25 protein-coding genes and 1 tRNA gene are annotated in these 24,424 nt (G+C 54.3%); 10 read left to right on the top strand and 16 right to left on the bottom strand.

Annotation, left to right across the window (positions count from 1 at the left end; translation table 11 throughout):
* Position 1 precedes the first annotated feature (1 nt).
* On the bottom strand, positions 2 to 565 hold the full coding sequence (efp, locus tag HKD42_RS03955; RefSeq protein WP_170010497.1) for an elongation factor P: 564 nt from the start codon (positions 563 to 565) through the stop codon (positions 2 to 4).
* Between the two features lie 176 nt (positions 566 to 741).
* On the opposite strand from efp, the gene HKD42_RS03950 reads away from it, so the two are divergent.
* Positions 742 to 1,050: a hypothetical protein gene (locus HKD42_RS03950; protein ID WP_170010495.1), complete on the top strand. Its 309-nt coding sequence runs from the start codon at positions 742 to 744 to the stop codon at positions 1,048 to 1,050.
* 7 nt (positions 1,051 to 1,057) lie between these two features.
* Here HKD42_RS03950 and thiE read toward each other — a convergent pair whose 3' ends face one another.
* The 6 genes from thiE to tkt all read right to left on the bottom strand — a co-directional run bounded on the left by thiE (position 1,058) and on the right by tkt (position 7,689).
* Positions 1,058 to 1,708 (bottom strand): thiamine phosphate synthase, encoded by a 651-nt coding sequence (gene thiE, locus HKD42_RS03945; protein WP_170010493.1) that lies wholly within the window; start codon positions 1,706 to 1,708, stop codon positions 1,058 to 1,060.
* Positions 1,709 to 1,756: 48 nt separating this feature from the next.
* A complete protein-coding gene (locus HKD42_RS03940) occupies positions 1,757 to 2,647 on the bottom strand; it encodes a fructose bisphosphate aldolase (RefSeq protein ID WP_170010491.1) in 891 nt (296 codons plus the stop codon).
* Between the two features lie 152 nt (positions 2,648 to 2,799).
* Positions 2,800 to 3,441: a 2OG-Fe(II) oxygenase family protein gene (locus HKD42_RS03935; RefSeq protein WP_170010489.1), complete on the bottom strand. Its 642-nt coding sequence runs from the start codon at positions 3,439 to 3,441 to the stop codon at positions 2,800 to 2,802.
* 14 nt (positions 3,442 to 3,455) lie between these two features.
* Positions 3,456 to 4,655, bottom strand: coding sequence for a phosphoglycerate kinase (locus HKD42_RS03930; RefSeq protein WP_170010487.1), 1,200 nt, complete (start codon positions 4,653 to 4,655; stop codon positions 3,456 to 3,458).
* Positions 4,656 to 4,666: 11 nt separating this feature from the next.
* Positions 4,667 to 5,674 carry a type I glyceraldehyde-3-phosphate dehydrogenase gene (gap, locus tag HKD42_RS03925; RefSeq protein ID WP_170010485.1) on the bottom strand — a complete coding sequence of 336 codons (1,008 nt, stop codon included), beginning with the start codon at positions 5,672 to 5,674 and terminating at the stop codon, positions 4,667 to 4,669.
* 14 nt (positions 5,675 to 5,688) lie between these two features.
* Positions 5,689 to 7,689, bottom strand: a complete 2,001-nt coding sequence (tkt, locus tag HKD42_RS03920) for a transketolase (protein ID WP_170010483.1) — start codon at positions 7,687 to 7,689, stop codon at positions 5,689 to 5,691.
* 193 nt (positions 7,690 to 7,882) lie between these two features.
* On the opposite strand from tkt, the gene HKD42_RS03915 reads away from it, so the two are divergent.
* From HKD42_RS03915 to HKD42_RS03895, 5 genes are all read left to right on the top strand, one after another.
* Entirely contained in the window at positions 7,883 to 8,077 is a 195-nt protein-coding gene (locus tag HKD42_RS03915) for a hypothetical protein (RefSeq protein WP_170010481.1), read from the top strand.
* Positions 8,074 to 8,775 carry a cell division protein ZapA gene (locus HKD42_RS03910; protein WP_170010479.1) on the top strand — a complete coding sequence of 234 codons (702 nt, stop codon included), beginning with the start codon at positions 8,074 to 8,076 and terminating at the stop codon, positions 8,773 to 8,775. The genes HKD42_RS03915 and HKD42_RS03910 overlap by 4 nt, the downstream gene beginning before the upstream one ends.
* Before the next feature lie 208 nt (positions 8,776 to 8,983).
* Positions 8,984 to 9,556, top strand: coding sequence for a 5-formyltetrahydrofolate cyclo-ligase (locus tag HKD42_RS03905; protein ID WP_170010477.1), 573 nt, complete (start codon positions 8,984 to 8,986; stop codon positions 9,554 to 9,556).
* A complete protein-coding gene (locus tag HKD42_RS03900; protein ID WP_170010475.1) occupies positions 9,556 to 9,771 on the top strand; it encodes a DUF2842 domain-containing protein in 216 nt (71 codons plus the stop codon). The genes HKD42_RS03905 and HKD42_RS03900 overlap by 1 nt, the downstream gene beginning before the upstream one ends.
* Positions 9,772 to 9,863: 92 nt before the next feature.
* Positions 9,864 to 10,694 carry a ThuA domain-containing protein gene (locus tag HKD42_RS03895; protein WP_170010473.1) on the top strand — a complete coding sequence of 277 codons (831 nt, stop codon included), beginning with the start codon at positions 9,864 to 9,866 and terminating at the stop codon, positions 10,692 to 10,694.
* An 81-nt stretch (positions 10,695 to 10,775) separates the two neighbouring features.
* Here HKD42_RS03895 and HKD42_RS03890 read toward each other — a convergent pair.
* Positions 10,776 to 10,852 (bottom strand) — tRNA-Asp (locus HKD42_RS03890).
* Positions 10,853 to 11,045: 193 nt separating this feature from the next.
* Here HKD42_RS03890 and HKD42_RS03885 point away from each other — a divergent pair.
* A complete protein-coding gene (locus HKD42_RS03885; RefSeq protein ID WP_170010471.1) occupies positions 11,046 to 11,495 on the top strand; it encodes a hypothetical protein in 450 nt (149 codons plus the stop codon).
* Positions 11,496 to 11,505: 10 nt separating this feature from the next.
* Here the strand turns inward: HKD42_RS03885 and HKD42_RS03880 are convergent, their stop codons facing one another.
* The 5 genes from HKD42_RS03880 to HKD42_RS03860 form a co-directional block, all read right to left on the bottom strand.
* A complete protein-coding gene (locus tag HKD42_RS03880; RefSeq protein ID WP_170010469.1) occupies positions 11,506 to 12,768 on the bottom strand; it encodes a dihydrolipoamide acetyltransferase family protein in 1,263 nt (420 codons plus the stop codon).
* Positions 12,769 to 12,772: 4 nt separating this feature from the next.
* Positions 12,773 to 13,834 carry an alpha-ketoacid dehydrogenase subunit beta gene (locus HKD42_RS03875; RefSeq protein WP_170010467.1) on the bottom strand — a complete coding sequence of 354 codons (1,062 nt, stop codon included), beginning with the start codon at positions 13,832 to 13,834 and terminating at the stop codon, positions 12,773 to 12,775.
* Positions 13,831 to 15,147 carry a 3-methyl-2-oxobutanoate dehydrogenase (2-methylpropanoyl-transferring) subunit alpha gene (locus HKD42_RS03870; protein WP_170010465.1) on the bottom strand — a complete coding sequence of 439 codons (1,317 nt, stop codon included), beginning with the start codon at positions 15,145 to 15,147 and terminating at the stop codon, positions 13,831 to 13,833. Before HKD42_RS03870 ends, HKD42_RS03875 begins: the two co-directional genes overlap by 4 nt.
* 106 nt (positions 15,148 to 15,253) lie before the next feature.
* Positions 15,254 to 16,210, bottom strand: coding sequence for a thymidylate synthase (gene thyA / locus HKD42_RS03865; RefSeq protein WP_170010463.1), 957 nt, complete (start codon positions 16,208 to 16,210; stop codon positions 15,254 to 15,256).
* A 67-nt stretch (positions 16,211 to 16,277) separates the two neighbouring features.
* Positions 16,278 to 17,279, bottom strand: a complete 1,002-nt coding sequence (locus HKD42_RS03860) for a glycerophosphodiester phosphodiesterase (protein WP_170010461.1) — start codon at positions 17,277 to 17,279, stop codon at positions 16,278 to 16,280.
* 156 nt (positions 17,280 to 17,435) lie between these two features.
* Here HKD42_RS03860 and HKD42_RS03855 point away from each other — a divergent pair, with 156 nt between their 5' ends.
* Positions 17,436 to 18,278 carry a class II aldolase/adducin family protein gene (locus tag HKD42_RS03855; RefSeq protein WP_170010460.1) on the top strand — a complete coding sequence of 281 codons (843 nt, stop codon included), beginning with the start codon at positions 17,436 to 17,438 and terminating at the stop codon, positions 18,276 to 18,278.
* Between the two features lie 43 nt (positions 18,279 to 18,321).
* On the opposite strand, the gene HKD42_RS03850 is transcribed toward HKD42_RS03855, so the two are convergent.
* A complete protein-coding gene (locus tag HKD42_RS03850) occupies positions 18,322 to 18,786 on the bottom strand; it encodes a DUF3429 domain-containing protein (protein ID WP_170010458.1) in 465 nt (154 codons plus the stop codon).
* Between the two features lie 48 nt (positions 18,787 to 18,834).
* Between HKD42_RS03850 and HKD42_RS03845 the strand changes: the two genes are divergently transcribed.
* Entirely contained in the window at positions 18,835 to 20,163 is a 1,329-nt protein-coding gene (locus tag HKD42_RS03845; protein WP_170010456.1) for an ABC1 kinase family protein, read from the top strand.
* 10 nt (positions 20,164 to 20,173) lie between these two features.
* Here HKD42_RS03845 and HKD42_RS03840 read toward each other — a convergent pair whose 3' ends face one another.
* Together HKD42_RS03840 and recG are read right to left on the bottom strand one after the other, a co-directional pair.
* On the bottom strand, positions 20,174 to 21,940 hold the full coding sequence (locus HKD42_RS03840; protein ID WP_170012087.1) for a DUF885 domain-containing protein: 1,767 nt from the start codon (positions 21,938 to 21,940) through the stop codon (positions 20,174 to 20,176).
* Positions 21,941 to 22,006: 66 nt separating this feature from the next.
* Positions 22,007 to 24,064 carry an ATP-dependent DNA helicase RecG gene (gene recG, locus HKD42_RS03835; protein WP_170010454.1) on the bottom strand — a complete coding sequence of 686 codons (2,058 nt, stop codon included), beginning with the start codon at positions 24,062 to 24,064 and terminating at the stop codon, positions 22,007 to 22,009.
* A 56-nt stretch (positions 24,065 to 24,120) separates the two neighbouring features.
* Between recG and HKD42_RS03830 the strand changes: the two genes are divergently transcribed.
* Entirely contained in the window at positions 24,121 to 24,399 is a 279-nt protein-coding gene (locus HKD42_RS03830; protein WP_170010452.1) for a succinate dehydrogenase assembly factor 2, read from the top strand.
* The last annotated feature ends 25 nt before the right edge of the window (positions 24,400 to 24,424 follow it).

The raw sequence follows: 24,424 nt of genomic DNA, 5'->3' as shown, positions 1-24,424 counted from the left end.
ATCAGCCAGCCTTACCAACATAGGTACGCTCATACACGTCAACGATAATGCGGGTACCGGAACCGATATGCGGCGGAACCATGATCCGAACACCATTATCAAGCACAGCAGGCTTGTAGCTGGAAGAGGCTGTCTGCCCTTTCACCACTGCGTCGGCGTCTACGATCTCTGCCTCAATCTGATCAGGCAAAGCGACGCTGATGGGTTTTTCTTCCCACAGCTCAAGCTTCACTTGCATGCCGTCTTGCAAGAATTCCTTGGCTTCCCCGAGCAAATCAGATTCAAGATTGATCTGTTCATATGTGTCACCGTCCATGAACACCAACAGCTCACCATCTTCATATAGATACTGAAATTCCTTGGTATCCAAACGAACTTTCTCGACCGTATCAGCACTTCGGAAACGGACATTGGTTTTGCGGCCATCTTGCAGGTTCTTCATTTCAACCTGCATATAGGCCCCGCCTTTGCCCGGTTGGGTGTGCTGAATTTTGGCAACTTTCCAGATACCGCCTTCATATTCGATAATATTGCCGGGACGAATGTCCACGCCGCTGATCTTCATGTCGAAAGAGCCTTTATTGAGATGAGCGGACGATCGCCGCATATGTCAGGCCGCGCCTTTAGCCGAGCGCGTGGCGCCGGGCAAGGTGGCTGGTAAATAGGTTCAACCTGCTCTAATATCGCCTCATGCTTTGGAAGTCTGTCCTGCTCATTGCCGCAATCATCCCAGTTAGTGCTATGGCGCAATCTGCTGGAAAGCTCAGCACATTACCACATGGCATTTATCAGTGCTCCCTGCCCGGCGATGCCGCGGGGGCAGCATGGGTCGATTTACCGGGGAAGCAGTTTATCATTGATAACGCATCCAGCTATCACACGGCGGATGGCGCAGGTACGTATCTTTTCACCGGCAACCGCGTCACGTTCACACGCGGCCCGATGAACGGCATGCAATTTGAACGGACCGGCAGCCAAACCCTGCGCTGGTTGGATGAAAAAGGCGAGCTTAGCCGTGTCCGATGCACCCGGCGCGCAGGCAGCATCTGAGGCGAAATTAATCGTCTGCGCGTACCCGCTTATGCTTTTGCAATGCGTCCGAAAAGGCCGCAACAGCAGCAGCTTCGTCGCCATTCCAAACGGCACCTGATACCGCTAGAAAGTCGGCACCGGCTTCAATCAAAGGCCCGCAATTATTTGGGGTAATTCCCCCGATAGCGACCGATGGTATCTCGAACAGATCGCTCCAAAATTCGATTAATTCAATGTCGGCCGTGTGTTCGGCATCCTTGGTCGTGCTAGGAAAGAACGCCCCAAAGGCGACATAGTCAGCCCCCTGCTCTCCTGCCTCCATCGCCAGATGGCGACTATCATGACAAGTGACGCCTATCTGCATGTCGTTACCAACCTCCGCGCGCGCCTCTTTCGGGGAGCCATCTGACTGGCCCAAATGGACGCCATCCGCCGCCAAACGGACTGCCAATGCGACATCGTCATTTACAATAAATGCGACATCATGATTGGCGCATATCTCTTGCAGCGGCGCCGCCAATTGCGCAGCCTGGTGCTGCTCCAACCCCTTTACACGGAATTGGAACGCAGCCACTGAACCGGCGGCCAGAGCGTTTTTCAAACGTTCAGGAAAGTCGCCGCCAACGTCAAGCGGAGAGATTAGATATAGTTGGCAGGCTGGAATACGGTTTGTCATACCCCGCGCTTACCTGCACAGCTCAGCACAGCCAAGCCCCGGCAGCTCTCAACCAGCGATTGATGCTCTATGAATATGATTGATGGCTTCGCTCAAAGCTGCATCGAATTGTTCGTCAGTCATTTGAGCGCGCAATTCTTCCAATAATGCGCGACTAAAGCTGGCGATCATTCCGCTGTTTTCAGCCAGATGCTCGCACGCATCTTCACGGGTGAAACCCCCAGACAAAGCCACTACACTGAGTGTCTTCGGATGATCGACAAGTGCCTTATAAAGGTTTGGTTTGACTGGAATTGTTAGCTTAAGCATCACCTGCGAACCTTCAGGCAGAGCATCCAATCCTTTCAGAATTTCTGCCAGAACAATTTCTTCAGCTTCGGCCCGATCTGGGGCACCGATGGAGACTTCCGGCTCAAGAATTGGCATCAAGCCGTGGTCCAGAATTTGCTGACCTACTTCAAATTGCTGGGCGACATTGGCTGCGATACCAGTTGCATTCGCACTGTTAATGACAGACCGCATCTTGGTACCGAACATGCCCTTGCTCTTGCCCTTTTCAAGCAACTGGCCAAGATTAGGATTCGGCTTCATCATTTGAACGCCGTCAACCTCGTCCTCAAGACCCTTATCGACTTTCAAAAACGGAACAACGCCGCGGGCCTTCAACGCCTCCGGCGTCGGTTTGCCTTCAACATCGCCATCCATTGTTTTTTCAAACAGGATCGCGCCAATGACCTTGCCGCTGCCAAAGCTAGGTGCTGTGATCACCCGGCTGCGCATCTCGTGGATCTTAGCAAACATGGCGTCATCACCATCCCATTCATCATCAGCAACGCCATAAGCACGCAAAGCTTTAGGGGTGGACCCGCCGCTTTGATCCAACGCTGCAATGAAGCCTTGGCCGTTAGCGATCTGAGAGGTCATTTCCTGATGATTCATGATGGGATCCTAAAATTTAGACATTTTATGCATAGGAATGCACGGCGCTTGAAAGCCCTTTAACTGGCGTAAGCGGTATCCGCAAGGCGACCGGCTAGCCGATATTATACAGCGTCTAGTCGCTACTAAAGGTAACTTCTAAATAAGTAGTATCACCCATCGTTCCTCAGCGCAGGAACCAAATTTATCGCCACAGATACACGGCTTCCTGCCCCTCTAAACGGACGAACAGCGTGCTGCAGCCAACTTGGGAACAACACAACCATCCCTGTTTTTGGCCTGATCGAGACCTCATCTGCCTGTGCACTGCCATCTGGCCCAGTTAGCCTGAGATCTGGGGCAGTCATGCGGATCATCGGCATCCTCGGGTCTAGGAGTTGGAGCTCGCCACCCAATGAGGGATCATCGCTACCCTCGTAACCGTCATCAACATAGGCGACCGCTGACCAGTAAGAGCCCGGATGGGTATGGTATTGATTTGCACTACCCGCCCTGCTGACATTGGCCCACATCTCCGGAATCCAACCGAAGCGGCTGTTGCTAGGCGACTTAATATCAAGTGTCTGGCTATCCGCCATCTGCATCGCCTTGAAGGCCAAAGCACGCGCGACTTCCCCACCCCATTCAATCATCTTTGTGTTGGAGTGCCAACCGTTTATGTTTGAGATCTGAACTCCCAGTGTGTCCTTCGCCTGTTCGCCAGCGATTGCCTGTCGCAACGCCGCTATCCCTTCAACGCTGGCGAGTTCATCAATCACAAAAGGAGTCGCAAACAGCTGCCGGTTCTCGGCCATTATTTCTTGCCTTCTTATTTTTTCAGAGCGGTGACACCGGGCAGCTCTTTGCCCTCCATCCATTCGAGGAACGCGCCACCTGCAGTTGAAATATAACTGAAATCTTGAGCAACACCGGCATGGTTGAGAGCGGCCACTGTGTCACCGCCTCCGGCGACGGATACAAGCGATTCGCCGATGGTGAGTGCCGCGGCTGTTTTAGCCAAAGCGACGGTCGCGTCATCAAACGGTTCTGTCTCAAAGGCGCCCATAGGTCCGTTCCATACGAGCGTTTTGCATGTTTTAAGGACATCCCCCAAGGCCTCAACTGCCTGAGGGCCGACATCCAAAATCATTTCGTCTTCGGCTACCTCATGAACATTACAGACCCGAAGGCTAGCCGGGTTGGCTGAAAACTCTTTTGAAACAACAACATCATAGGGCAAATGCACAGTACAACCGGCATGATCCGCCGCGTCCATGATGGCGTTAGCTGTATCCGTGAGATCGTGCTCACACAGCGATTTACCGACATCCACACCGCGCGCGGCGAGAAACGTATTGGCCATGCCGCCGCCAATGATGAGGTGCTGAACCTTACCGACCAAATTTTCGAGCACTGCCAGCTTTGACGATACTTTCGCTCCGCCAACTACTGCGGCAACCGGCTGTTCCGGTTTTTCCAGAGCAGCCTCTAATGCAGTCAGTTCTTTTTCCATCGCGCGCCCTGCGAAGGCTGGAAGGATGCGGGCCAACCCCTCTGTAGTTGCATGGGCACGGTGCGCTGCGGAGAATGCATCATTCACGAAGAAGTCTGCATTGGCCGCAATCCCTGCCGCAAACTCTGCATCGTTCGCTTCTTCACCTGGCCAAAACCGGGTGTTCTCGAGAAGGCCGATATCCCCGTTGCGCAGGATGCCGATCGATTGCGCAACCACCGGCCCTTGAACTTCGGGAATAAACATAACTTCTTTGCCGAGCACATCTTCGACAGCATCCAAGGTCATGCTCACCGACATCGTCGAATTACGCGCACCTTTGGGACGGCCAAAATGTGCCAGCAAAAGCACTTTCGCACCCGCGTCCACCAATTCCATGATGGTGGGCTTTGCAGCCTCAACGCGGGTGGTGTCAGTGACAGATCCGCCATCCATAGGCAGATTTAAGTCGACCCGAACCAGTGCCACCTTGCCGGTGACATCGCCCAAATCGTCGAGAGTGCGAAAGCTGCTCATGTTTCGGTTCCTTACAGCATACCTGCCATAACGCCGGCGGTATCGATCATGCGGTTAGAAAAGCCCCATTCATTGTCATACCAGCTGACGACACGGCACAACTTGCCTTCCATGACCGATGTCTCAAGGCTGTCGATTGTGGAGCTTGCCGGATAGTGGTTAAAATCACTGCTGACGAGCGGTTGATCGGTGTAATCCAGCACGCCTTTCATTGGGCCATCGGCAGCCGCCTTCAACGCTGCATTGAGTTCTTCTGCAGTTGTATCGCGGCCTGGAGTGAACACCAGATCAACCAGCGAGACATTGGGTGTCGGGACACGGACCGAGCTACCATCCAACTTGCCCGCCAGTTCCGGCAGTACAAGACCAACAGCCCGTGCAGCGCCGGTTGTTGTCGGGATCATATTCTGTGCCCCGCCCCGCGCACGGCGCATATCGCCATGCATTTGATCGAGCATACGCTGATCATTGGTGTAGCTGTGGATTGTGGTCATGAAACCGCGCTCGATGCCCACCAGATCGTTCAAAACCTTAGCAACAGGTGACAGGCAGTTAGTGGTACAACTGGCGTTGGATACAATCACATCAGCGGCAGTCAGGATATCGTGGTTTACGCCGTACACGACTGTCGCTGTGACATTTTTGGCCGGTGCCGAAATCAATACACGCTTTGCACCTGCTTTGAGATGCGGTTCAGCCGCTTCGTGCGATTGGAAAAAGCCGGTGCATTCCAAAACAATATCCACACCCATCTCGGCGTGAGGGAGATTGCCCGGGTCACGTTCTGACGTAACGGCGATCTTCTTACCATTGACGGTAATGCTGTCATCGCTCGCAGATACTTCACCGGGGAAACGGCCATGTGTCGAATCGAATTGGAACAGCAATGCGTTCGCTTTGGCATCGGCCAGATCGTTAATCGCAACCAGTTCAAGATCATGATCGCTGCGCTCTAGAATAGCGCGCGCCACAAGCCGTCCGATACGTCCAAATCCATTAATCGAAACTTTGGTAGCCATGATAGAGCTCCTGTTTAACCTTCTAATTTTGAAACAATTTGCGGAACGATTGCATCCGCTGTGAAACCAAATTTGGCGAAAAGATCACCGGCCGGTGCAGATGCGCCGAAACGGTTAAGGCCGATATTCAAACCCTCAGTTCCTGTATAGCGTTCCCAGCCCAGCGTAGTGCCCGCTTCTATCGACACTTTCATAACATCCGCCCCACCAAGAACGTCGGAACGATACGTAGCGTCTTGCGCGTCAAATAGTTCGGCACAGGGCATCGACACCACATCAGCACCAATTCCTTTTTCTTCAAGCTGCGCAGCCACTTCCGCGGCCAACGCCACTTCAGAACCAGTTGCTATCAGCACCGCCTTACGGGCAGCCTTAGCCGCCGAAATACGGTAAGCACCCTTAGCAGAACGGTTAACATCTGATGTCCAAGCCTCGTCACCCTCACCGCGCAGCTGCGGCAGATTTTGGCGCGACAGAGCCAAGATGGACGGTGTGCTGGAAGTTTGCAGTGCCAAGGCCCAGCATTCTGCCGTCTCAATCGTATCGCATGGACGATAAACATTCAGATTCGGGATCAAGCGCAGGCTCATGACCTGTTCCACCGGCTGGTGGGTCGGCCCGTCTTCACCAAGGCCGATGCTGTCATGGGTCATCACATACACAACCCCCGTTTCCTGCAATGCAGAAAGACGGATAGCATTGCGGCAATAATCGCTGAAAATCAGGAATGTACCGCCATACGGAACAACACCGCCATGCAGCATCATACCATTCATCGCTGCCGCCATGCCGAATTCACGGATGCCGTAATACATGTAGCGGCCCGAGTAATCATCAGCGCAGAATGGCGATGTGCTGGGCGTTTTCGTGTTGTTGGAGCCGGTCAAATCAGCGGAACCGCCGATCAGATGGGGCAGTTTTTCAGTCAGCGGGCCAAGCGCCATTTCAGACGCCTTACGGGTTGCAACCGTCTTCGGTTCAGCTGCCAGGCCGCGAATATGATCTTCAATAGCTGCACCGGCACCGGCAGAAACACCCGCCATCCGGTCGGCGAATTCTGCTTTGTGAGCAGACGCATCCAAGCGAGTTTTCCAGGCGGCGTGCTCGGCCTTGCCGCGCTCACCAGTGGCATGCCAGTCTGCGGTGATGTCAGCGGGGACAACAAACGGGGCGTGCTCCCAACCAAGCACGTCACGCGCGGCAGAAATCTCCTCTGCACCCAGCGGCGCACCATGCGTGGCAGATGTACCCTGTTTATTGGGCGCGCCTTTGCCGATGATCGTTTTACAAGCAACCAGCGATGGGCGCGGATCCGCCATCGCTTCTTCGATGGCACGGCTGATATCCGCCTGATCATGACCATCGCAGCGCACTGTGTGCCAACCCGCAGCCTGATGCCGCGCTTCCACGTTTTCGCTGGTTGAAAGATCAGCAGTCCCATCAATGGTAATGTTGTTATCATCCCAAAGGACAATCAGACCGCCGAGCTTCAAGTGCCCGGCCAAGCCGATGGCTTCGTGGTTGATGCCTTCCATCAGGCAGCCATCGCCAGCGATCGCCCAAGTCCGGTGATTGACAATATCGTTACCGAAATTCGCATTCAACTGGCGTTCCGCCACCGCCATACCGACCGCCATCGCGACGCCCTGCCCCAAGGGGCCGGTGGTGCATTCCACACCATCGATCAGAAAGTTTTCCGGGTGGCCAGCGCAGGGGCTGCCGATTTGACGAAAATTGCGAATGTCATCAATCGTTGGCGAAGCATAGCCCGACAGGTGCAATAACGAGTAGATCAACATCGAGCCATGCCCGGCAGAAAGCACGAAACGATCACGGTCAGCCCAATCAGGCGCGGATGGATCAAACTTCAAATATTTGGACCACAGCACTGTCGCCACATCGGCCATACCCATTGGCATGCCGGGATGTCCTGAATTGGCGGCTTGGACCGCATCCATAGAAAGTGCACGAATGGCATTTGCCATTGGTGCCAGACGGGACGGGTCAAGGCTCATTCGGGGCGCTCCTTACGGTGCTGTCATAGTGTATTCGCCAGAACGATTCGGGCGCGAGCGGAGCCATCGCGGATGCACCGCGGATGGTCAAGGACAGCAAGCTAACAGTTCCACTACCATTTCTATTCGGACAATTATCAACAGGTTGCACCAAGCCTTTGCGCTGCAACAGCATTTTCTCTAAAACAGCGTCATGAGCGACACTCGTATTGAATCTGCGGTCAATAGAATTGAGACTGCATTGGCCCGTATCGCCGAAGTGGCGGACAATCCGCCAGCAACGGCCCCATCGGTCTCGGCACTTGTGATAAAGCATGAGGCCCTGCGTGAGGTCGCCAATTCGACACTGGCGGAACTGGACACATTGATTGACGAGATGGATCAATGAGCGAAGTCAGCCTGCGGATATCTGGCAAAGAATACACCGTGGCATGCGCCCCCGGGGAAGAAAGCCACGTTGCCAAGCTTGGCCAAGCAATTGATGCCAAGGTCCAATCTTTAGGCGATGGAGTAAACACAAGCGAGGTACAGAAGATTCTGTTCGGCGCGCTGTTTCTTGCTGATGAGCTCCACGAGCTTAAAAAGACGTCAGCAGCCGAGCGAGAAACTTTCATCGCTGAAAAAGCGAGTGCTGAAAATGAATTGCGCGCAGCTAAGGTTGCTATCGGCCAGCGTGACGTCATGGCGTCGAAAATAACAGATCTGGAAAGTGAATTGGAAGGGCTGCAATCCGCCCATCAAAAACACTCGGCCGATGTCGACAATATGCGAAAAGAGCTCGAAGAACGGCGTACCGAGGCGGAAGACCTTCAAAACGCCCAGCAAGCGGCTGAGGCCAAAGCGGCAGAGTTGGAGCGAGAGCGGGATAATTTGGTGAAGCAGATCACCAGCAAAGATACTTTGTTGGAAAATGCCAATCGGATGATCGACGAAACCAATGCTAAACTCGTCGCCAGTCAGGATGCTGCGGATACTAAGGGGGTTTCGATGCCAATCGATCCCGAACTGGCACCGGCACTGGAAAGATTTGCCGAACTGCTAGAAACTTGTGCGGATAAGCTTGAGGCGCAGGCTGCGAGTTCCTAAGTAGTACCCGGCGGGGCTGCTCGGCACGAGCTGCAGAACATCCCTGAGGCTATAAGCAATCCTAGGGAGCTGTCCCTGTCCAAGGTAACGTTTCGCACGGGGCCTTGATGCATACGGCGCCCACCTGACGTTTAGGCGTCGGCGGATTTCCCGGAAACCGACCATTGTGGTCCCGCCACTTCACCTCCATCAGAAAGCAATGCTACCCATGAAAGAGAAATCGGCTCTTAGGAAGACGATGCGCGCGGCGCGGCGCGATCATGTCGCCGCTATTCCTGATATGGTGCGGGCGCTGCTGTTCAACCAACCTCCCGCTGGGTTAAGCAATCTGATACCCGAAGGCGCCAATATCGGTTTGTATCATGCCACCGATGATGAAGCCCCAACCAATGGCTACATCAAACACTTCCTCGAATCTGGTCACAAAGTGGTCCTGCCGAGATTTACGGACGCTTCGTCTCCCATGGAATTTGCCGAACATACCGATCCATTTGAAGGTAGCGATTTAGAAACGGGTGCTTTTGGCATCCGGCAACCAACCGGGGACGCTGCAAAAGAACAGCCAGAAGTGCTGTTCGTCCCGCTCATCGCATACACAGATGCAGGCCACAGGTTGGGTCAAGGCGGTGGCCATTATGACCGCTGGCTGGCCGATCACCCCGGAACCGTTGCCATCGGCATGGGTTGGGATAGTCAATTGGTCGATGCATTGCCGACAGAGCCTCACGATCAGCCGATGCACGCCATTGTCACGCCAACACGCTTATACGGACCCTTCTGATGCGCGAAGAACCCACTGGTAGAATTCCTCTTGGTATCCTCGGGCTACTGATAGCCTTGATGGTCTATGGGATAATCATAGCGCGTTACGTCCCTGAAATTGTGGGTGATTGGCACGCACTGGCGCAAACTGTGGTGTATCTATTTTTCGGCCTGATCTGGCTTCTTCCACTCAAACGGTTCCTGATCTGGATGGAAACAGGCAAGTGGGGGTAGGCTGAAATCAGCTTCTAGCCAAAAAATAGCGAGGTGTTACTATCCCGCTTATGCGCTTTCGACATCTATTGACTCTGCTTGTTCTCTTCAGCTTGAACCCGGCATCATTGGCGAGCGAGACCGCCCCTCATCCACCGCACGACACTGTAAGGCCTGCGCTCAACCAATATATGGCCGAGCCCGCGATATTGGTATTCTCAAAGACGCGGAGTTATCGCCACGATAAGGGCATTGCCGGTGCGGATCGCTATTTCGCAGAACTGGCAGACGATTTGAATATGGGGTTTTTCACTACCTCCAACGCCGCAATATTTAATGACGAGCAATTGGCCCGTTTTGACCTAGTCATTTTCAACAATATGTCCGGTGATGCGCTATCCAAAGAACAACAGGAGGCGTTTGAAACTTGGTTCGCAAAAGGCAACGCATTGGTGGCGCTACACAGCGCTGGTGACGCGTCCCATTCATCGTGGAAATGGTTCGATCGCGAAGTGATTGGTCCAGAATTTATCGGGCACCCCGCAGACCCCCAATTTCAATCGGCAAAACTAGTGTCGCTGGCCGAACAGCACCCCATAATGCGCGGATTGCCGTCCCACTGGATCCAAACAGATGAGTGGTACAGCTTCGAAGACATGGAATATCTGGCGGGCAGTGTGCCTCTCATCGGCTTGGACGAGGCGAGCTATTCTCCAGAAAATTTGGTGTATGGCGACCGCGAAGATTTACGAATGGGAGACAAGCCGGCAGACCACCCCATTGCTTGGGCCAGATGTATGGGAGACGCACGCGCTGTGTATTCAGCCGCCGGGCATAGCTATCAGCCCTATGACACCCCAAACTATGGCCGTTTTTTGAACAATGCCGCAAGCTGGGTTCTGAATAAGAACCGCGACCGCATCGGCTGCGCCCCGTCCAGGTAGAGCCATCGAGATTGCAGATTGACAGCACGCGATTCCAGCAACCGCCGGTATCGCAACGTTTATTTTTTTAAAATTCCCAAGTGGCGCGAGTGACGAGACTTGAACTCGCGACCTCCGGCGTGACAGGCCGGCGCTCTAACCAACTGAGCTACACCCGCGTATATTTGGGCAAGCACCGCTTGGGAGAGGCGCAGTTAGGGCAGCTTCTTTTGGCTGTCAACGCTCAAAAACATCAAAATGTGCCAAGATTGTGACTTAGTGGATTCTTGCGCGTTTTTTCGCCCCATTAACCATATTTTCGCCTCTCATCGGCAGTGCACTTCCAATCTCAAGCAAGGGATGGAGGGAACTATGCGTAGCGCGATTATTCTGACCATGTGCGCAAGCGCGTTTTTCGGTACGACCGCCGTTCAGGCACAGATTGAGCTATCCCGTGCTGCCTATGTCGAAAGAATGTCCGACAATGGCAAGACACGCTCAATAGAGCCGGCCACTTCTCTGACCCGGGGTGACACGGTCGTTCTGGTTGTCGATTGGCGTTCCGACGGAGCTCGTAAAAGTTTCGTCGTGTCCAGCCCAATCCCTAAACATCTCAAATTCAAAAGCAGCAGCCATGACGGGCAAATTGTGTCGATTGATAATGGCCGCAGCTGGGGGCGAATCGGAACATTGCGGGTCAATGACCGCTTCGGATCGCGCCGCGCATCGGTCGAGGACGTAACCCATTTGCGATGGACCATACCGTCCCACCAATCCGCTAACGGTTCCGGCAAAATCACATATAGCGCGATTGTCCGCTAAAACTTAACCGTCAGTCAGCCAGCAGCAAGACGGGTGTTTCGACCAGCTTCTTGAACTCCTGGATAAAGCTTGCCGCGTCATAGCCGTCCACGACCCGGTGATCACAGCTGATCGAGATATTCATCAGCTTGCGCTTCTCAATCCGTTCACCGCCATTGCCATCAGATACAAACATCGGCCGTTCGATAATCCGGTTCGGCCCGATAATCGCCACTTCCGGGCGGTTAATAACCGGCGTTGTGGCCACCCCGCCCAACGGCCCAAGCGAGGTCAAGGTCAAGGTAGAACCGGAAAGCTCTTGCGAAGTCGCGGAACCGTCGCGTGCTGCTTCTGCTAGCCGCCCGATCTCTCGTGCCAACTGCCAGATATTCAACGCCTGCGCATCTCGAATTACCGGGACCATTAAACCGCCATCGGTTTGAGTCGCCATTCCCAAATGCACCGCGCCATGCCGCGTGACAATGTTCGCTTCATCATCAAACCGCGCATTGATCATCGGGAATTGCGGTATGAGTTTGCAGATCGCTGTTATCAGCAGCGGCATCATCGTTAGCTTTGGTTTGCTGCCACGGTGAGCGTTGAGGTCTGCACGCATCACTTCCATATCGGTTACGTCCACTTCCTCTACATAGGAGAAATGCGGGATATTCCGCTTTGACGCGGCCATGTTCTGGGCGATGCGCTTACGCAGGCCAATAACTTTCAGTTCTTCATCATCGCGCTTCACGGAAGCTGCCGAGAAACCGCTGCCTGCATTGTATGAAAGAAACGCATCAAGATCGGCGTGCCGCACGCGGTTTCCATCAGCCGGTTTTACCTCGGCAAGATCAATGCCGATGTCTTTCGCGCGCTGGCGGACTGCAGGGCTGGCCAGCACTTTCGCAGTGGTGGAAACCCGCGCAGGCGCGGGTTCCGGTTTTGGTTCTACGACAGCTGTTGGCGCAGGCTCTGGTGTTTCTGGCACTGGAGCCAGCGTCTGCTCAACGGTGACTGACGGCTCAGCGGCCTCGACAGCGTCTTCAGCACCCCCGCCTTCTATCTCAACGACGACCAACATAGAGCCAATCGCCACCATGTCGCCCACTTCCCCGGCAACTTCCACAATTGTCCCGGTAACAGGACTTTCCATCGCGACAGTGGCTTTGTCGGTCATCATCGCAACGATCTCTTGATCTTCTTCGACATGATCACCGACGCCGACATTCCATTCGACGATTTCGGCCTCTGCAATACCTTCACCGATATCGGGCATATTGAATGTGAAACGGCTCATAGCGTTACTCGCTCATCAATTTGTCGAGGGCTTCGCCAATACGGACGGGGCCCGGGAAATATGCCCACTCAAGGCTGTGCGGATAGGGTGTATCGAAACCGGTCACTCGCTCAACCGGCGCTTCGAGGTGGTAGAAACATCGTTCTGTCACCAAAGCAGACAATTCAGCACCGAAACCGGAAGTCCGCGTTGCCTCGTGAACTATCAGACATTTGCCAGTCTTCTCGACCGACTTTTCAATCGCTTCGATATCAAGCGGAACAATCGTTCTGAGGTCCAGTATCTCGGCATCAATGCCCTTTTCGCGGCAAACGGCCTCCGCCACATGAACCATTGTTCCATATGCCAATACGGTCAAAGCCTCGCCTTCTTGAACAGTCCGCGCTTTGCCCAGAGGTACGGTGTAGCGCCCTTCTGGAACAACGCTATCGCGGTGTGTCTTCCACGGTTCGACAGGTTTGTCATAATAGCCGGTAAACGGCGCGTTATAGATCCGTTTGGGTTCAAAAAAGATGACGGGGTCATTGTCTTCAATGGCAGAAATCAACAGTCCCTTCGCGTCATACGGCGTGGCGGGAATGACTGTTTTCAACCCGGCAACGTGGGCAAATAGAGCTTCCGGACTTTGACTATGGGTTTGGCCGCCAAAAATACCGCCGCCGAATGGAGAGCGAACAGTCAGGGGAGCAATATAGTCCGCAGCGGACCGATACCGCAGCCGGGCCGCCTCTGAAATAAGTTGGTCAAGACCGGGATAGATATAGTCCGCGAACTGAATTTCCGGAACAGGACGCAGGCCATACGCCCCCATCCCCACTGCGGCACCAATAATCCCGCATTCAGAGATTGGCGTATCAAACACGCGGTTTTTGCCGTGCTTTTCTTGCAGGCCGGCTGTCGCGCGAAAAACGCCGCCGAAATATCCGACATCTTCGCCCATCACGACGATGTCCGGATCCTCGGTCATCTTGATATCAAGCGCTTCGTTAATGGCCTCAATCATATTGAGCCGGCGCTCGCCGCCCTCTGCCGGGACACTTGGCTTGTTTTCTACATCAGCGGTCATGTGCCGGGCCTCCCTTCGGGAAACTTGGTCTCTCGTTCACGGATCGCTTGTTCGCTCTGCTCTTTCAGATGCCAAGGTAGCTCTTCAAAGACGTCTTCAAACATCGTGCGGAATGGATGGTGCAAACCGTGCCCGAGAATGCCGTTCTGTTCGGCTTGCTTGGTCGCCACTTTGACTTCCTCTGCGCAGGCCAAATCCATTGCTGCCTGACGGTCTTCATCCCACTCGCCCAGCGCGATCAGGTGGTTTTTCAGCCGGGTTACAGGATCACCCAATGGCCATTCGTCCCGCTCCTGCGCAGAACGGTAACCACTGGGATCATCAGATGTGGAATGGCCTTCTGCGCGATAGGTAAAGTGTTCGATAAGCGTTGGCCCGCCATTGGCCCGCGCCCGATTAGCAGCCCATTGTTCCGCTGCATAAACCGCCAGCGGATCATTCCCGTCCACTCTGATACCAGCGATGCCATAACCCAACGCGCGCGCAGCGAAAGTGGTGCGCTCTGCACCCGCAAAGCCTGAGAAGCTTGAGATGGCCCACTGATTGTTGACCACATTGAGAATAACCGGCGCATTGTAAACGGCAGCAAAAGTGCAAGCCGAGTGGAAGTCGCCTTCGGCAGTTGACCCCTCACCCACCCAAGTGGCCGCGATCCGAGTGTCTCCTTTGATTGCACTCGCCATCGCCCAGCCCACCGCTTGCGGAGTTTGCGTCGCGAGATTCCCGCTGATCGAGAAGAAGGAATGCTTGCGGCTCGAATACATGATTGGCAGCTGACGGCCTTTGAGCTTGTCGCCTTTGTTGGAATATATCTGGTTGATCATATCGACGAGCGGATAGCCGCGCTGGATCAATATCCCTTGTTGCCTATAGGAAGGGAAAATCATGTCATCGCTGGCGAGTGCCATTGCCGCCGAAATCGAAGTTGCCTCTTCCCCGGTACATTTCATGTAGAAGCTGGTTTTGCCCTGCCGCTGGCCGCGGAACATCCGTTCATCGAATGCACGGACCATTGCAAAATGACCAAGCATTGTGCGCAGGATTTCCGGGTCCAGCTTCGGATCCCATGGGCCGTAGGCTTTGTTGTCATCACCAAGTACCCGAACCAAATCATAGCAAAGCGGCAGCGTCTCTTTTGCTTCGCATTGCTCATCAGGCCGCGCCTGGTTGCCAGCATCCGGAATTTCTAAATGGGCAAAATCAACAGGATCACCCGGCCGGTATGTCGGCTCGGGCACGTGAAGCGTCAAAGACGGCTGGTTGGCGCGATTATCCGCAGCTTGATCGCCAGCTTCGATGGGCCGTTTGGCCATAATCATGCTCTCCCAAAGGGTGGCGTAGTCACCACAATTGCGCGACGCAATCTTTCTCAATTGGGTTATTTTATTTCACAACGGCTTTCGGGTCAAGCGGTGTGGTCTAAACTGCAATCGGGGCCTTTAACGCGCCTTGCGGGGTGTAATCCGTCACCACGAAATCCTCTATCCGATAATCAAATATCGATTCTGGCCTGCGCGTAATTTCAAGCCTGGGGCTCCCCTCCGGCTGACGCTGCAATTGCTCGGAAATCAGCTCGTCATGGTTGAGGTAGAGATGTGTGTCGCCGCCCATCCAGACAAATTCACCCGGCTCCAGATCGGTCTGCTGTGCAATCATCCGCTGCAACAATGCGCCCGACCACAAGTTGAATGGCAGGCCGAGTGCGACGTCACAGCTGCGCTGATACAACGCGCAATTCAAGCGTCCGTCAGCAACATGGAACTGATATGTTTTGTGGCACGGCGGCAGCGCCATCTGATTGAGCTCCGCAACATTCCAGCCCTCGATAATGTGGCGCCTACTGCCCGGATTATGGCGCAAGGACTCAATCACCTCAGCCACTTGGTTGATCCCCTCGCCCTTGCGAAACCCGCCATTGCCGTCGGCTTCATATGTGGGCCAATCTACCCATTGCTTGCCGTAGACCGGGCCAAGTTCCCCCCAACGTGCAGCAAAGGCGCTATCTTCGACGATACGGGCTGCAAAATCCTCTCGGCTGATATCCTCGCCGGTTTCGCGCCGATACGTGTCGAGCGGCCAATCCGTCCAGATTTGAACGTTCTGACGGCACAGTTCGCGAATATTGGTATCGCCCGTCAGAAACCACAGCATCTCTCGCGTGGCTGTCTTCCAATACACCCTTTTGGTTGTAAGCAATGGCATCCGCCCATCAGCCAGATCAAACCGCAGCATGGTCCCAAAAACGGAACGGGTGCCTACCCCGGTGCGATCAACCCGCTCGCTGCCGGTTTCCCAAATCTCACGCATCAGATCGAGATATTGCCATTCTGAATGGCGTTCGCCGTGAGAATCGAGGGAAGTTGCCTTAGCTACCATCAGTCAACATTAGCGAAGTGCCTATGCCGTTGCCACCCCGCCGTGACCTTCACCAACACCATTAAGACTACCGCCCAGCCCGCCATGCCAAGTAGGCCGCTGGCTTGTCAGTAAGGATCCCATCAAAGCCTTCTTTTTCGTGCGTCGCCCATTGTTCTTCCGTGTTGAGAGTCCACGGAATAACCGCCAAATTCCCTTTATCTTCCATGATATGTTCAGCAAAACTCCTACGAAAAGGTAGGCTGCTGGCTTGATCATAATTTGGGATGAATGTCCGAATATCATTATCATCAAGCCACTGACGGACTTCAGCGTAATCTGGCGTCCAACAGAAATCATAACACTTCTTGCGTTTGATGAGTGCCGGTCCGGCCATCGCTATCGGATTGTAATATCCTTTATAAAGCAATCCGAACTCGAACCCCTCCTCCGCCTGTTTCTGTTGTCTTAGTTCAAGCAACAAGGATCGGCTGAATGTATTGAACTGGATATTCGTAACCGCAGGGAACTGCCGCAGCACATCATATACGGCCGCAGCCACGTCTTTGTCGGGATAATGCATTGCGGAACTGTCCAGACCAACATGCAAGGGATTGTGCTTAATCAGCTCGTCCCACACCTTAATTTCGAGCAGCAATTTTTTGGTCTTGTCGCTTTCACTGTAGATTTGCAGGAAATCAGCCAAGGTCAAAATCTTATAAGGTTTGTCGACTTTATGATTATGGCAGTTCAGCCCCTTCAAATCTCCGACCGTCTGTTGGGCAACAATCAGCCTCGTTGGGTCGTTTTCTGCGAAGCAATTATAGTCAGAGAGCACAGGATCGTGATGCAATACAACCTCACCATCACGGATGACGTGCACGTCCAGCTCGATTGCTTCCACGTTCATCTCCAATGATGCCCGCAAGCCAGCTTCGCTGTTTTCAGGATGTTCCAAACCTGCCGTTTTGTGGCTGATTACTATACCAGAACCGCCCGATTGATCGGTGTCAGGGGCATAGTGGAAAAGCCCAAAATACAATCCGGCACCCACGCCGAGAACAGCCAACAACAACCCGAAACGCTTCATGACACCCCCACATCACTACATCCTGCACAGCTTGCAGACGGGTGCGGACATAGATCGGTGTTACATTTCCAGCAAGTTGCCAACTTGGTTTCAATTGCGGACCGATACGCCATGAGCTATCAGTGATAAAAATTGGTTTCCCGCAGGAGAGAGACAATGGACGCCGTCACCCCAACCGATAATGCCGCCGTGAACATGACACCTGGTTTTGACATCCCGGATCCATCTTCGATTGAGCGCTTGGAAGGTAAAGTCTCTGACGCGGAATGGGCAGTTCGAAAAGAGCTAGCGGCAACGTACCGCCTTTGCGCGCTGCACGCTTGGACCGATCTGGTCTTCACGCATATTTCCGCACGCCTTCCCGATGAAGACGGCGAAGAACGGTTCCTGATCAATCCTTACGGCGTCATGTTTGATGAAATGACCGCGTCGTCATTGGTGAAGATCGACCTTGACGGTAATATCAAACAAGACACACCGTATTTCATCAATCCAGCGGGTTTCACCATTCACAGCGCAGTCCACTCTGCACGGCATGACGCGGGATGCGTGATCCACGTTCACACCCCCTATGGCATCGCGGTGTCGATCCAGAAGGAAGGACTTCGCCGGTACTCGCAATTCTCCATGCAAGTGTATGATGACATTGCGTATCACGGTTACGAAGGCATCGCGTTGGATTTGGACGAGCGCGAACGGCTCGTTGCTGATATTGGCGAAAAGAACCTGCTGATCCTGCGCAATCACGGCACCCTGACCATGGGCGAAAACTGCGCAATCGCATTCCTCAGGATGTATTTCCTAGAAAACGCCTGCAAAACACAAATTCTTGCGCAAGCCGTCGGCGGCGCAGAACATTTGAACGAAGAGCCCCCTGAAATGGGTGCCCGCGTATTCCAGCAAACAGCCCCTGCTTTTGCCAAAGGACTGGGGGACAATTTGGTCTGGCCCGGATTGATGCGCAAGCTCCAGCGGGCAAACCCCGGTTACGATTATTGATTACACCATGCTTGGCTGATCACTGCCTAGTAAGGCGGTGATGTCAGGCACGCCGGGCAAATTCAGCTAAGGCGATGGCTAAGGTTAAGCCGCCAAGACCGAGCGACAGATGCCAACGGAGGCGCATCCAAAGTGCGTCTCCTAAGGCTAATGACCGGTCCACCAGCGGCGACGCGCAAATTAGCAGCCCCAGCCAGAACAATGATGGCCCCGGCCAAGGCCAGCCCAATGTCCACGGCAAAAACAGCGCAAGTCCGATGAGACTGGGTAGAACCGCGACAGCGAAGCTCCAAACAGGCGGATTGGTAGCTGTCAATGCTTGGCCCCACCACACTCCGCCAAGAAAGCTGAATATCAAAGCTGCATAGGCGAAACTGCTGGCCAGAGCGATCCAGCTCCACTCCCCGCCGCTCAGTACTAAAGCCAAGGCGATAGCCTGCGGCAGCAATCCTGCATAACCAAGAAGTTGGGCCCGCCGGAACGCTGCTGGTCTATTGGTGTTATTCATCCTAGGCACTGCTTTCATGCCCGCACAATACAGGCTGCTAAACGTCTTATGTCAGATACTTCAAAACCCGGTCGGCACCGCGCGGTTCCCAGCTCGCGCGTTTCACGGCTTACTGGCTTTGGCCGGTTAGCCACTGGTCTTGCGGGGGGAATGATGGCGGAAGGGGCGCGGCGTTTGGCCAGCGGCGAGTTACCGAAGCTGGAGGATATGATCCTCACCCCTGGCAATGCCATGCGGCTGGCTGACAGGCTATCTCATTTGCGCGGGGCAGCGATGAAGCTGGGGCAGATGATCTCTATGGATGCAGGCGATCTGCTGCCGCCGGAACTCGCGAATATTCTGGCAAGTTTGCGAGACAAAGCCAATTTTATGCCCCCTCGCCAATTGCAACAAATGTTGAAAGCCGAATGGGGTAATGATTGGCGCAAGAAGTTTGCAGAATTTCAAGCCCGCCCGATTGCAGCAGCCTCCATCGGTCAAGTCCACAAAGCGGTTACTCACGATGGCCGTACGCTGGCGATTAAAGTGCAGTATCCTGGAATACGCGAGAGTATTGACGCTGATGTAGACAACGTTGCCACGCTGCTGCGCATGTCGAACATGATCCCGGACCAACTCGATTTGTTTCCTTTGTTGGAAGCCGCAAAAGCCCAATTGCATGAAGAAGCGGACTATCAGCGCGAAGGTGCCCAAATGCAGCGTTACGCACAGCTGTTAGAAGACGAAAAAGGCTTCATTGTGCCTACTCTGGATATAGAGTTCACAGGCGACCGGGTCATCGCGATGAGTTTCGAGCCCGGTGTGCCAATTGAGAGTTTGGAAACCGCAGATCAGGATAAGCGCAATGATGTTGCCGAGCGCGTCATTCGCTTGGTCATGCGTGAGCTGTTTGAATTCGGCGTTATGCAAACCGATCCGAATTTTGCTAACTTCCGCTATCAGCCTGAGACGGACAGCATTGTGTTGCTGGATTTCGGGGCAACGCGGGACGTGTCTGATGCCATCCAAAATTCCTATCGAACGCTGCTGATTGCAGCACTTAACGACGACCGGGACGGGGTCATGGCAGCGTCGGTTGAGGCGGGTTTCGTCAATCCTGCGGCTCTGGAACGACACCGTGATGTGATGGAGCATATGACCGACATCATCCTCAATGAGTTCGATAATGACGGGCCGTTTGATTTTGGCGATCGTGCCTTCGTTTCTGTACTTCGGGATGAAGGCATGCGGATCGCAGCCGACCGGGAGGCGTGGCATGTCCCGCCCGCCGAAACACTATTCGTTCAGAGAAAAGTCAGCGGCACCGCAATGCTCAGCGCCCGGCTTAAAGCCAAGGTTCCGGTTCGCGGGATATTGGAACAAGCTCTAAAAAGCTGAGCCCCTTTCCCTAACTCGCTTTCTGCTTTTCGATCCAGCGATCAATATGGGCTTCCAACACGCTGAGCGGCACCGCGCCATTCTCCAGAACTGCATCATGAAACGCGCGTAGATCAAAATCTGTACCCAACGCGTCGTTCGCTCGCTGGCGCAATTCGCGGATCTTCAATTCACCCACTTTATACGCCAGCGCCTGTCCCGGCCAAGTGATGTAGCGGTTCACCTCGGCATCGATATTACCCTCTGTCAGCGCGGTATTGTCGAGCATAAAGTCGACCGCACGCTGTTTTGACCACCCTTTGGAATGAAGCCCGGTATCGACGACCAACCGGGTTGCCCGCCACATTTCATAGCTCAGCCGGCCCATCTGTTTGGCTGGCGTATCATAGAGCCCCATTTCAATCCCCAAACGCTCTGAATACAAACCCCAGCCCTCTACGAAAGCGGTGAAGAATGTCCCGTTCCTGCGCAGCGGATGAAGATCCAGCTCTTGCTGCAACGCGATCTGGTGATGATGCCCTGGCACCGCTTCATGAACACCCAATGCCGGCAATTCCCACAACGGACGTTGATCTAACTCAGTGGTATTGACCCGGTAAATCCCGGCCTGCCCCGTTTCCAGCGAGCCTGGCTCGTAATAGGCGGTTGTGTTGCCCGGCGCTTGCGCTGCAGGAATGGGCGATACGGTATATGGCTGACGCGGCAGGTTACCGAACAATTGCGGCATCATTCCGTCAATATGCTTGGCTAAGGCACTGGCAGCAGCGACCAATTCCTCTGGTGTTTTTGCATAATATCGCGGGTCTGTGCGGAGATGTTCGATAAACGCTTCGCGCGTTTCAAAACCGGCTTCCTTTGCCACTTCGACCATTTCCGACCGAATGCGTGCAACCTCCGATAGCCCCAGATTATGGACCTCGTCAGGGGTCATGTCAGTCGTCGTAAAACTCTTCACACGGTAAGCGTAATATGCCTCACCATTAGGGGTCGCCATGACCCCCGGTGTGCCCGTTCGACATTCGGGTTCATATTCCGACTGATAGAAGGTCAGAAAATCCTGATATGCGGGAAAAACTGACCCCTCTATTGTCGACTTAGCCTGTGCAATAATGGCTGCCCAATCGGATTCCGAAATGGCTGCTGGCCGTTCCAGAAATGGCTGCCAGAAGGGTGATTCTTCTGCTGTTTCATAAATCTGTTGCTCTATCCGGCCGGCAAGCCCTTCCATCGGCTCACACGCCTGCGTCAAACCAAGCGATACAGCCTGACGTGAACGGGCGATGCCTTGATCATTAAGGGCCGCAAAGCCTGCAAGGCGCGACAAATATGACGAATAGTCGGCTTTGTTAAAAAACGGCGAGCGATAGGGTGTCGAGGCGAAACCGGAGAACCACCCACCTCGGTTGGTGAAAAGAATGTAGCGCGTATGATCAAACTTGGACGCGGCGATGCTGTCTTCCAAGCTGCTTTTTATAATCGCATAATCAACCTGCAAATCCGCTGATAGTGCGGCTTCGTCAATTGCATTCAACTGCGCCAAATACGCTTTGGTCTCTGCAATTTGCCGGTCATACGCTTCGATCGAAAGATCGCCCAATTGCCCATCACCGCGGCGATCACCGATGCTTGTTGCCAGACCGGGGCTGTAATCCAGCGTCCATTGCCAGACATCTTCGCGAAGCTGCGTGTATTCTTCGGTCGGGTTCGCCATCGCCGGCGAAGCCACACATATCGGCGCAGCAAGCGCCAGTCCCAAAGCAGCCAAAACAGATTTCATCACAAACCTCGCTTTCGCATCGACCTTATGAAACTTGTCGGGCTAGGTCTACATGGCTGATGGGTATCAACCGCCACGAAGCATTTGGACGCCCCAGTCGCGTTCAAACAGATATAGGAGTATTCGGGCCGCTTCCCCGCGGCTGCCCGCCAATCCGCCATCGCGTTCCAGCAAAATTTTGGCGTCATCATGCGCTTTGGGAAGAAGCCGTGTTATCTGTTCCAGCGTCGCGATCCGAAAAGGGGCGTCGCCAGATTGCCGTGTCCCCAGCAATTCACCGCCCCCGCGCAGACGCAGATCTTCCTCCGCCAAACGGAACCCATCTTGCGTTTCGCGCATCAATGCCAAACGCTCACGGCCCGTTTCGGAAAGAGCCCCGCCGCGTACAAGCAGACAGACCGATTTTTCTGATCCGCGCCCTACCCTGCCTCGCAATTGATGCAGCTGTGCAAGCCCAAACCGTTCGGCCTGTTCGATAATCATCAGTGTGGCAGATGGAACATCCACGCCCACCTCGATCACTGTGGTCGCGACCAAGACTTTGGCGTACCCACCGGCGAACCGTTCCATCGCCGCATCTTTCAATTCCGGTTTCAATTGTCCGTGAACCAAAACCACGTCATCGCCGAAACGCTCTTTCAGCCCGGCATAGCGCGCCTCTGCCGCCGCGATATCTTCGGTTTCGTTCTCCCGCACCATCGGGCAAACCCAATAGGCTTGTTGCCCGCTGGCAATATGCCGCTCGACCGCAGATACCACGTCATCCAACCGCTCTTGGGCGACGACCCGGGTATCGATTGGCTGGCGACCCGGCGGCATTTCATCAAGGCGGGAAACATCCATTTCACCATATTGCGCCAATGTTAATGTGCGCGGGATCGGGGTCGCTGTCATCGCCAGAGTATGCGGAGTACTTTTGCCTTTATTGGTGAGCATAATCCGCTGCGCCACGCCAAACCGGTGCTGCTCGTCAATTACCACTAAACCCAGATCACGATAGGCCACGCTGTCTTGGAAAATCGCGTGGGTTCCCACGACAATATCAATACTGCCGTCCAGCAATCCCATCAGGATAGACTCGCGCGCTTTGCCCTTATCCCGTCCGGTTAACAAAGCGACTTCTACACCAGTGGGCCGCGCCATTGCTCTCAGAGTTTCAAAATGTTGCCGCGCCAAAATCTCGGTAGGCGCGAGGAGTGCAGCCTGCTTGCCAGCCTCCGCCGCAATCAGCATCGCTTTCAAAGCGACCACCGTTTTACCGGCGCCGACATCTCCCTGTAGCAAGCGCAGCATTGGCGTATCTTGCGCCAAATCGCCTTCAATCTCGTCCACTGATCGCGATTGAGCGCCTGTGAGTGTGTAAGGCAATTCCAGCTTCGCGCGGAGATGCCCGTCACCGATCAAAGGTTGCCCCTTGCGCTGACGGTTATCTGCGCGAACCAGCAACAAAGCTAAGCTGTTGGCCAGAAGCTCATCATAGGCCAGGCGTTCGCGGGCACTTTCATGTTCACCGAGATGGGCGAGCTTGAGGGCATCGCGCCAATCGGGCCATTGCTCGGCGTTGAACTGCCCCTTTTCAATCCACTCAGGCAATTCTGGCAATCGTTCGAGCGCCTGAGCCACCAGTCCGGATATGCGCGGCTGAGTTAGCCCTTCCGACAATGCATAAACCGGCTCACACAGCCGTGTTAGCGTATCTGCGCTGTCTGCCACCACGTGATCAGGATGGGTAATCTGGAGCATCTGGCCATATTGGTCGATCCGGCCGGCAATCCAGCGTTTCTCTCCCACTGGCAGCAGTTTTTTGGCGGTGTAGGATGCACGGCCGAAATAGGTGATCGAACAAATATTCCCGATCTCATCCTGCGCCAACACCCGGTACGGGCCGCGCCCGCTCGACGCTTTATGCTGGGTCGGCGTCAGTGCGACGACAACCTGTTCCCCAACACTTGCCTCATCAAGATTATGCACCGCCCTGCGGGTCACGAACCTTTCGGGCAAATGATAGGCGATGTCGCGCACCCGGCTCAGGCCGAGTTTATCAAGCGGCTTCTGCATTTTTGGGCCGACACCATCCAGGGTGGCCGCTTCAATAAACAGAGGATTGAGAATGTCGGGTCGCATCGCTGCCCTTATATAGCTTCTTGCACACGAATGGCGAGTGCCCTACCCGCGCCATTATGTCACAGCCCACCGATCTTTCCGCCCGTTTCGCCCGCGCCAAATTCCGTTCCTGGCACCGCGGCACCAGGGAAGCTGATTATATGATTGGCGGCTTCTTTGATCGCTATTCCGCTGGCTGGTCAGAAGCAGACTTGGTCTGGTTCGAGACTCTGCTGGACGAAGATGATGTCGATGTGATGGCATGGGCGCTCAAGACGCAGGAAACCCCGCCGCACCATGACGGCCCTCATATGGAGCTGATGCAAAGGCTCGACTATGTCGATATTCCGCGTTGATCCCGATTTGTTACGGAACAATCGT

The organism is Pontixanthobacter rizhaonensis, assembly GCF_012972675.1.
Lineage (GTDB): Bacteria > Pseudomonadota > Alphaproteobacteria > Sphingomonadales > Sphingomonadaceae > Pontixanthobacter > Pontixanthobacter rizhaonensis.
The sequence above is the reverse complement of the archived record's forward strand: the minus strand, read 5'-3'. Positions and strand labels throughout refer to the sequence as shown.

What these genes read in the sequence shown, in the direction of transcription:
- HKD42_RS03900 (WP_170010475.1), top strand. Translation starts at nt 9,556, where the DNA reads ATGCGCGAAGAACCCACTGGTAGAATTCCTCTTGGTATCCTCGGGCTA.
- HKD42_RS03885 (WP_170010471.1), top strand. Translation starts at nt 11,046, where the DNA reads ATGCGTAGCGCGATTATTCTGACCATGTGCGCAAGCGCGTTTTTCGGT.
- HKD42_RS03940 (WP_170010491.1), bottom strand. Translation starts at nt 2,647, where the DNA reads ATGAATCATCAGGAAATGACCTCTCAGATCGCTAACGGCCAAGGCTTC.
- HKD42_RS03930 (WP_170010487.1), bottom strand. Translation starts at nt 4,655, where the DNA reads ATGAGCAGCTTTCGCACTCTCGACGATTTGGGCGATGTCACCGGCAAG.
- HKD42_RS03905 (WP_170010477.1), top strand. Translation starts at nt 8,984, where the DNA reads ATGAAAGAGAAATCGGCTCTTAGGAAGACGATGCGCGCGGCGCGGCGC.
- recG (WP_170010454.1), bottom strand. Translation starts at nt 24,064, where the DNA reads ATGCGACCCGACATTCTCAATCCTCTGTTTATTGAAGCGGCCACCCTG.
- HKD42_RS03855 (WP_170010460.1), top strand. Translation starts at nt 17,436, where the DNA reads ATGGACGCCGTCACCCCAACCGATAATGCCGCCGTGAACATGACACCT.
- thiE (WP_170010493.1), bottom strand. Translation starts at nt 1,708, where the DNA reads ATGACAAACCGTATTCCAGCCTGCCAACTATATCTAATCTCTCCGCTT.
- HKD42_RS03860 (WP_170010461.1), bottom strand. Translation starts at nt 17,279, where the DNA reads ATGAAGCGTTTCGGGTTGTTGTTGGCTGTTCTCGGCGTGGGTGCCGGA.
- HKD42_RS03840 (WP_170012087.1), bottom strand. Translation starts at nt 21,940, where the DNA reads ATGAAATCTGTTTTGGCTGCTTTGGGACTGGCGCTTGCTGCGCCGATA.
- HKD42_RS03830 (WP_170010452.1), top strand. Translation starts at nt 24,121, where the DNA reads ATGTCACAGCCCACCGATCTTTCCGCCCGTTTCGCCCGCGCCAAATTC.
- HKD42_RS03870 (WP_170010465.1), bottom strand. Translation starts at nt 15,147, where the DNA reads ATGGCCAAACGGCCCATCGAAGCTGGCGATCAAGCTGCGGATAATCGC.
- efp (WP_170010497.1), bottom strand. Translation starts at nt 565, where the DNA reads ATGAAGATCAGCGGCGTGGACATTCGTCCCGGCAATATTATCGAATAT.
- HKD42_RS03950 (WP_170010495.1), top strand. Translation starts at nt 742, where the DNA reads ATGGCGCAATCTGCTGGAAAGCTCAGCACATTACCACATGGCATTTAT.
- HKD42_RS03845 (WP_170010456.1), top strand. Translation starts at nt 18,835, where the DNA reads ATGTCAGATACTTCAAAACCCGGTCGGCACCGCGCGGTTCCCAGCTCG.
- thyA (WP_170010463.1), bottom strand. Translation starts at nt 16,210, where the DNA reads ATGGTAGCTAAGGCAACTTCCCTCGATTCTCACGGCGAACGCCATTCA.
- HKD42_RS03880 (WP_170010469.1), bottom strand. Translation starts at nt 12,768, where the DNA reads ATGAGCCGTTTCACATTCAATATGCCCGATATCGGTGAAGGTATTGCA.
- HKD42_RS03915 (WP_170010481.1), top strand. Translation starts at nt 7,883, where the DNA reads ATGAGCGACACTCGTATTGAATCTGCGGTCAATAGAATTGAGACTGCA.
- HKD42_RS03875 (WP_170010467.1), bottom strand. Translation starts at nt 13,834, where the DNA reads ATGACCGCTGATGTAGAAAACAAGCCAAGTGTCCCGGCAGAGGGCGGC.
- tkt (WP_170010483.1), bottom strand. Translation starts at nt 7,689, where the DNA reads ATGAGCCTTGACCCGTCCCGTCTGGCACCAATGGCAAATGCCATTCGT.
- HKD42_RS03935 (WP_170010489.1), bottom strand. Translation starts at nt 3,441, where the DNA reads ATGGCCGAGAACCGGCAGCTGTTTGCGACTCCTTTTGTGATTGATGAA.
- gap (WP_170010485.1), bottom strand. Translation starts at nt 5,674, where the DNA reads ATGGCTACCAAAGTTTCGATTAATGGATTTGGACGTATCGGACGGCTT.
- HKD42_RS03850 (WP_170010458.1), bottom strand. Translation starts at nt 18,786, where the DNA reads ATGAATAACACCAATAGACCAGCAGCGTTCCGGCGGGCCCAACTTCTT.
- HKD42_RS03910 (WP_170010479.1), top strand. Translation starts at nt 8,074, where the DNA reads ATGAGCGAAGTCAGCCTGCGGATATCTGGCAAAGAATACACCGTGGCA.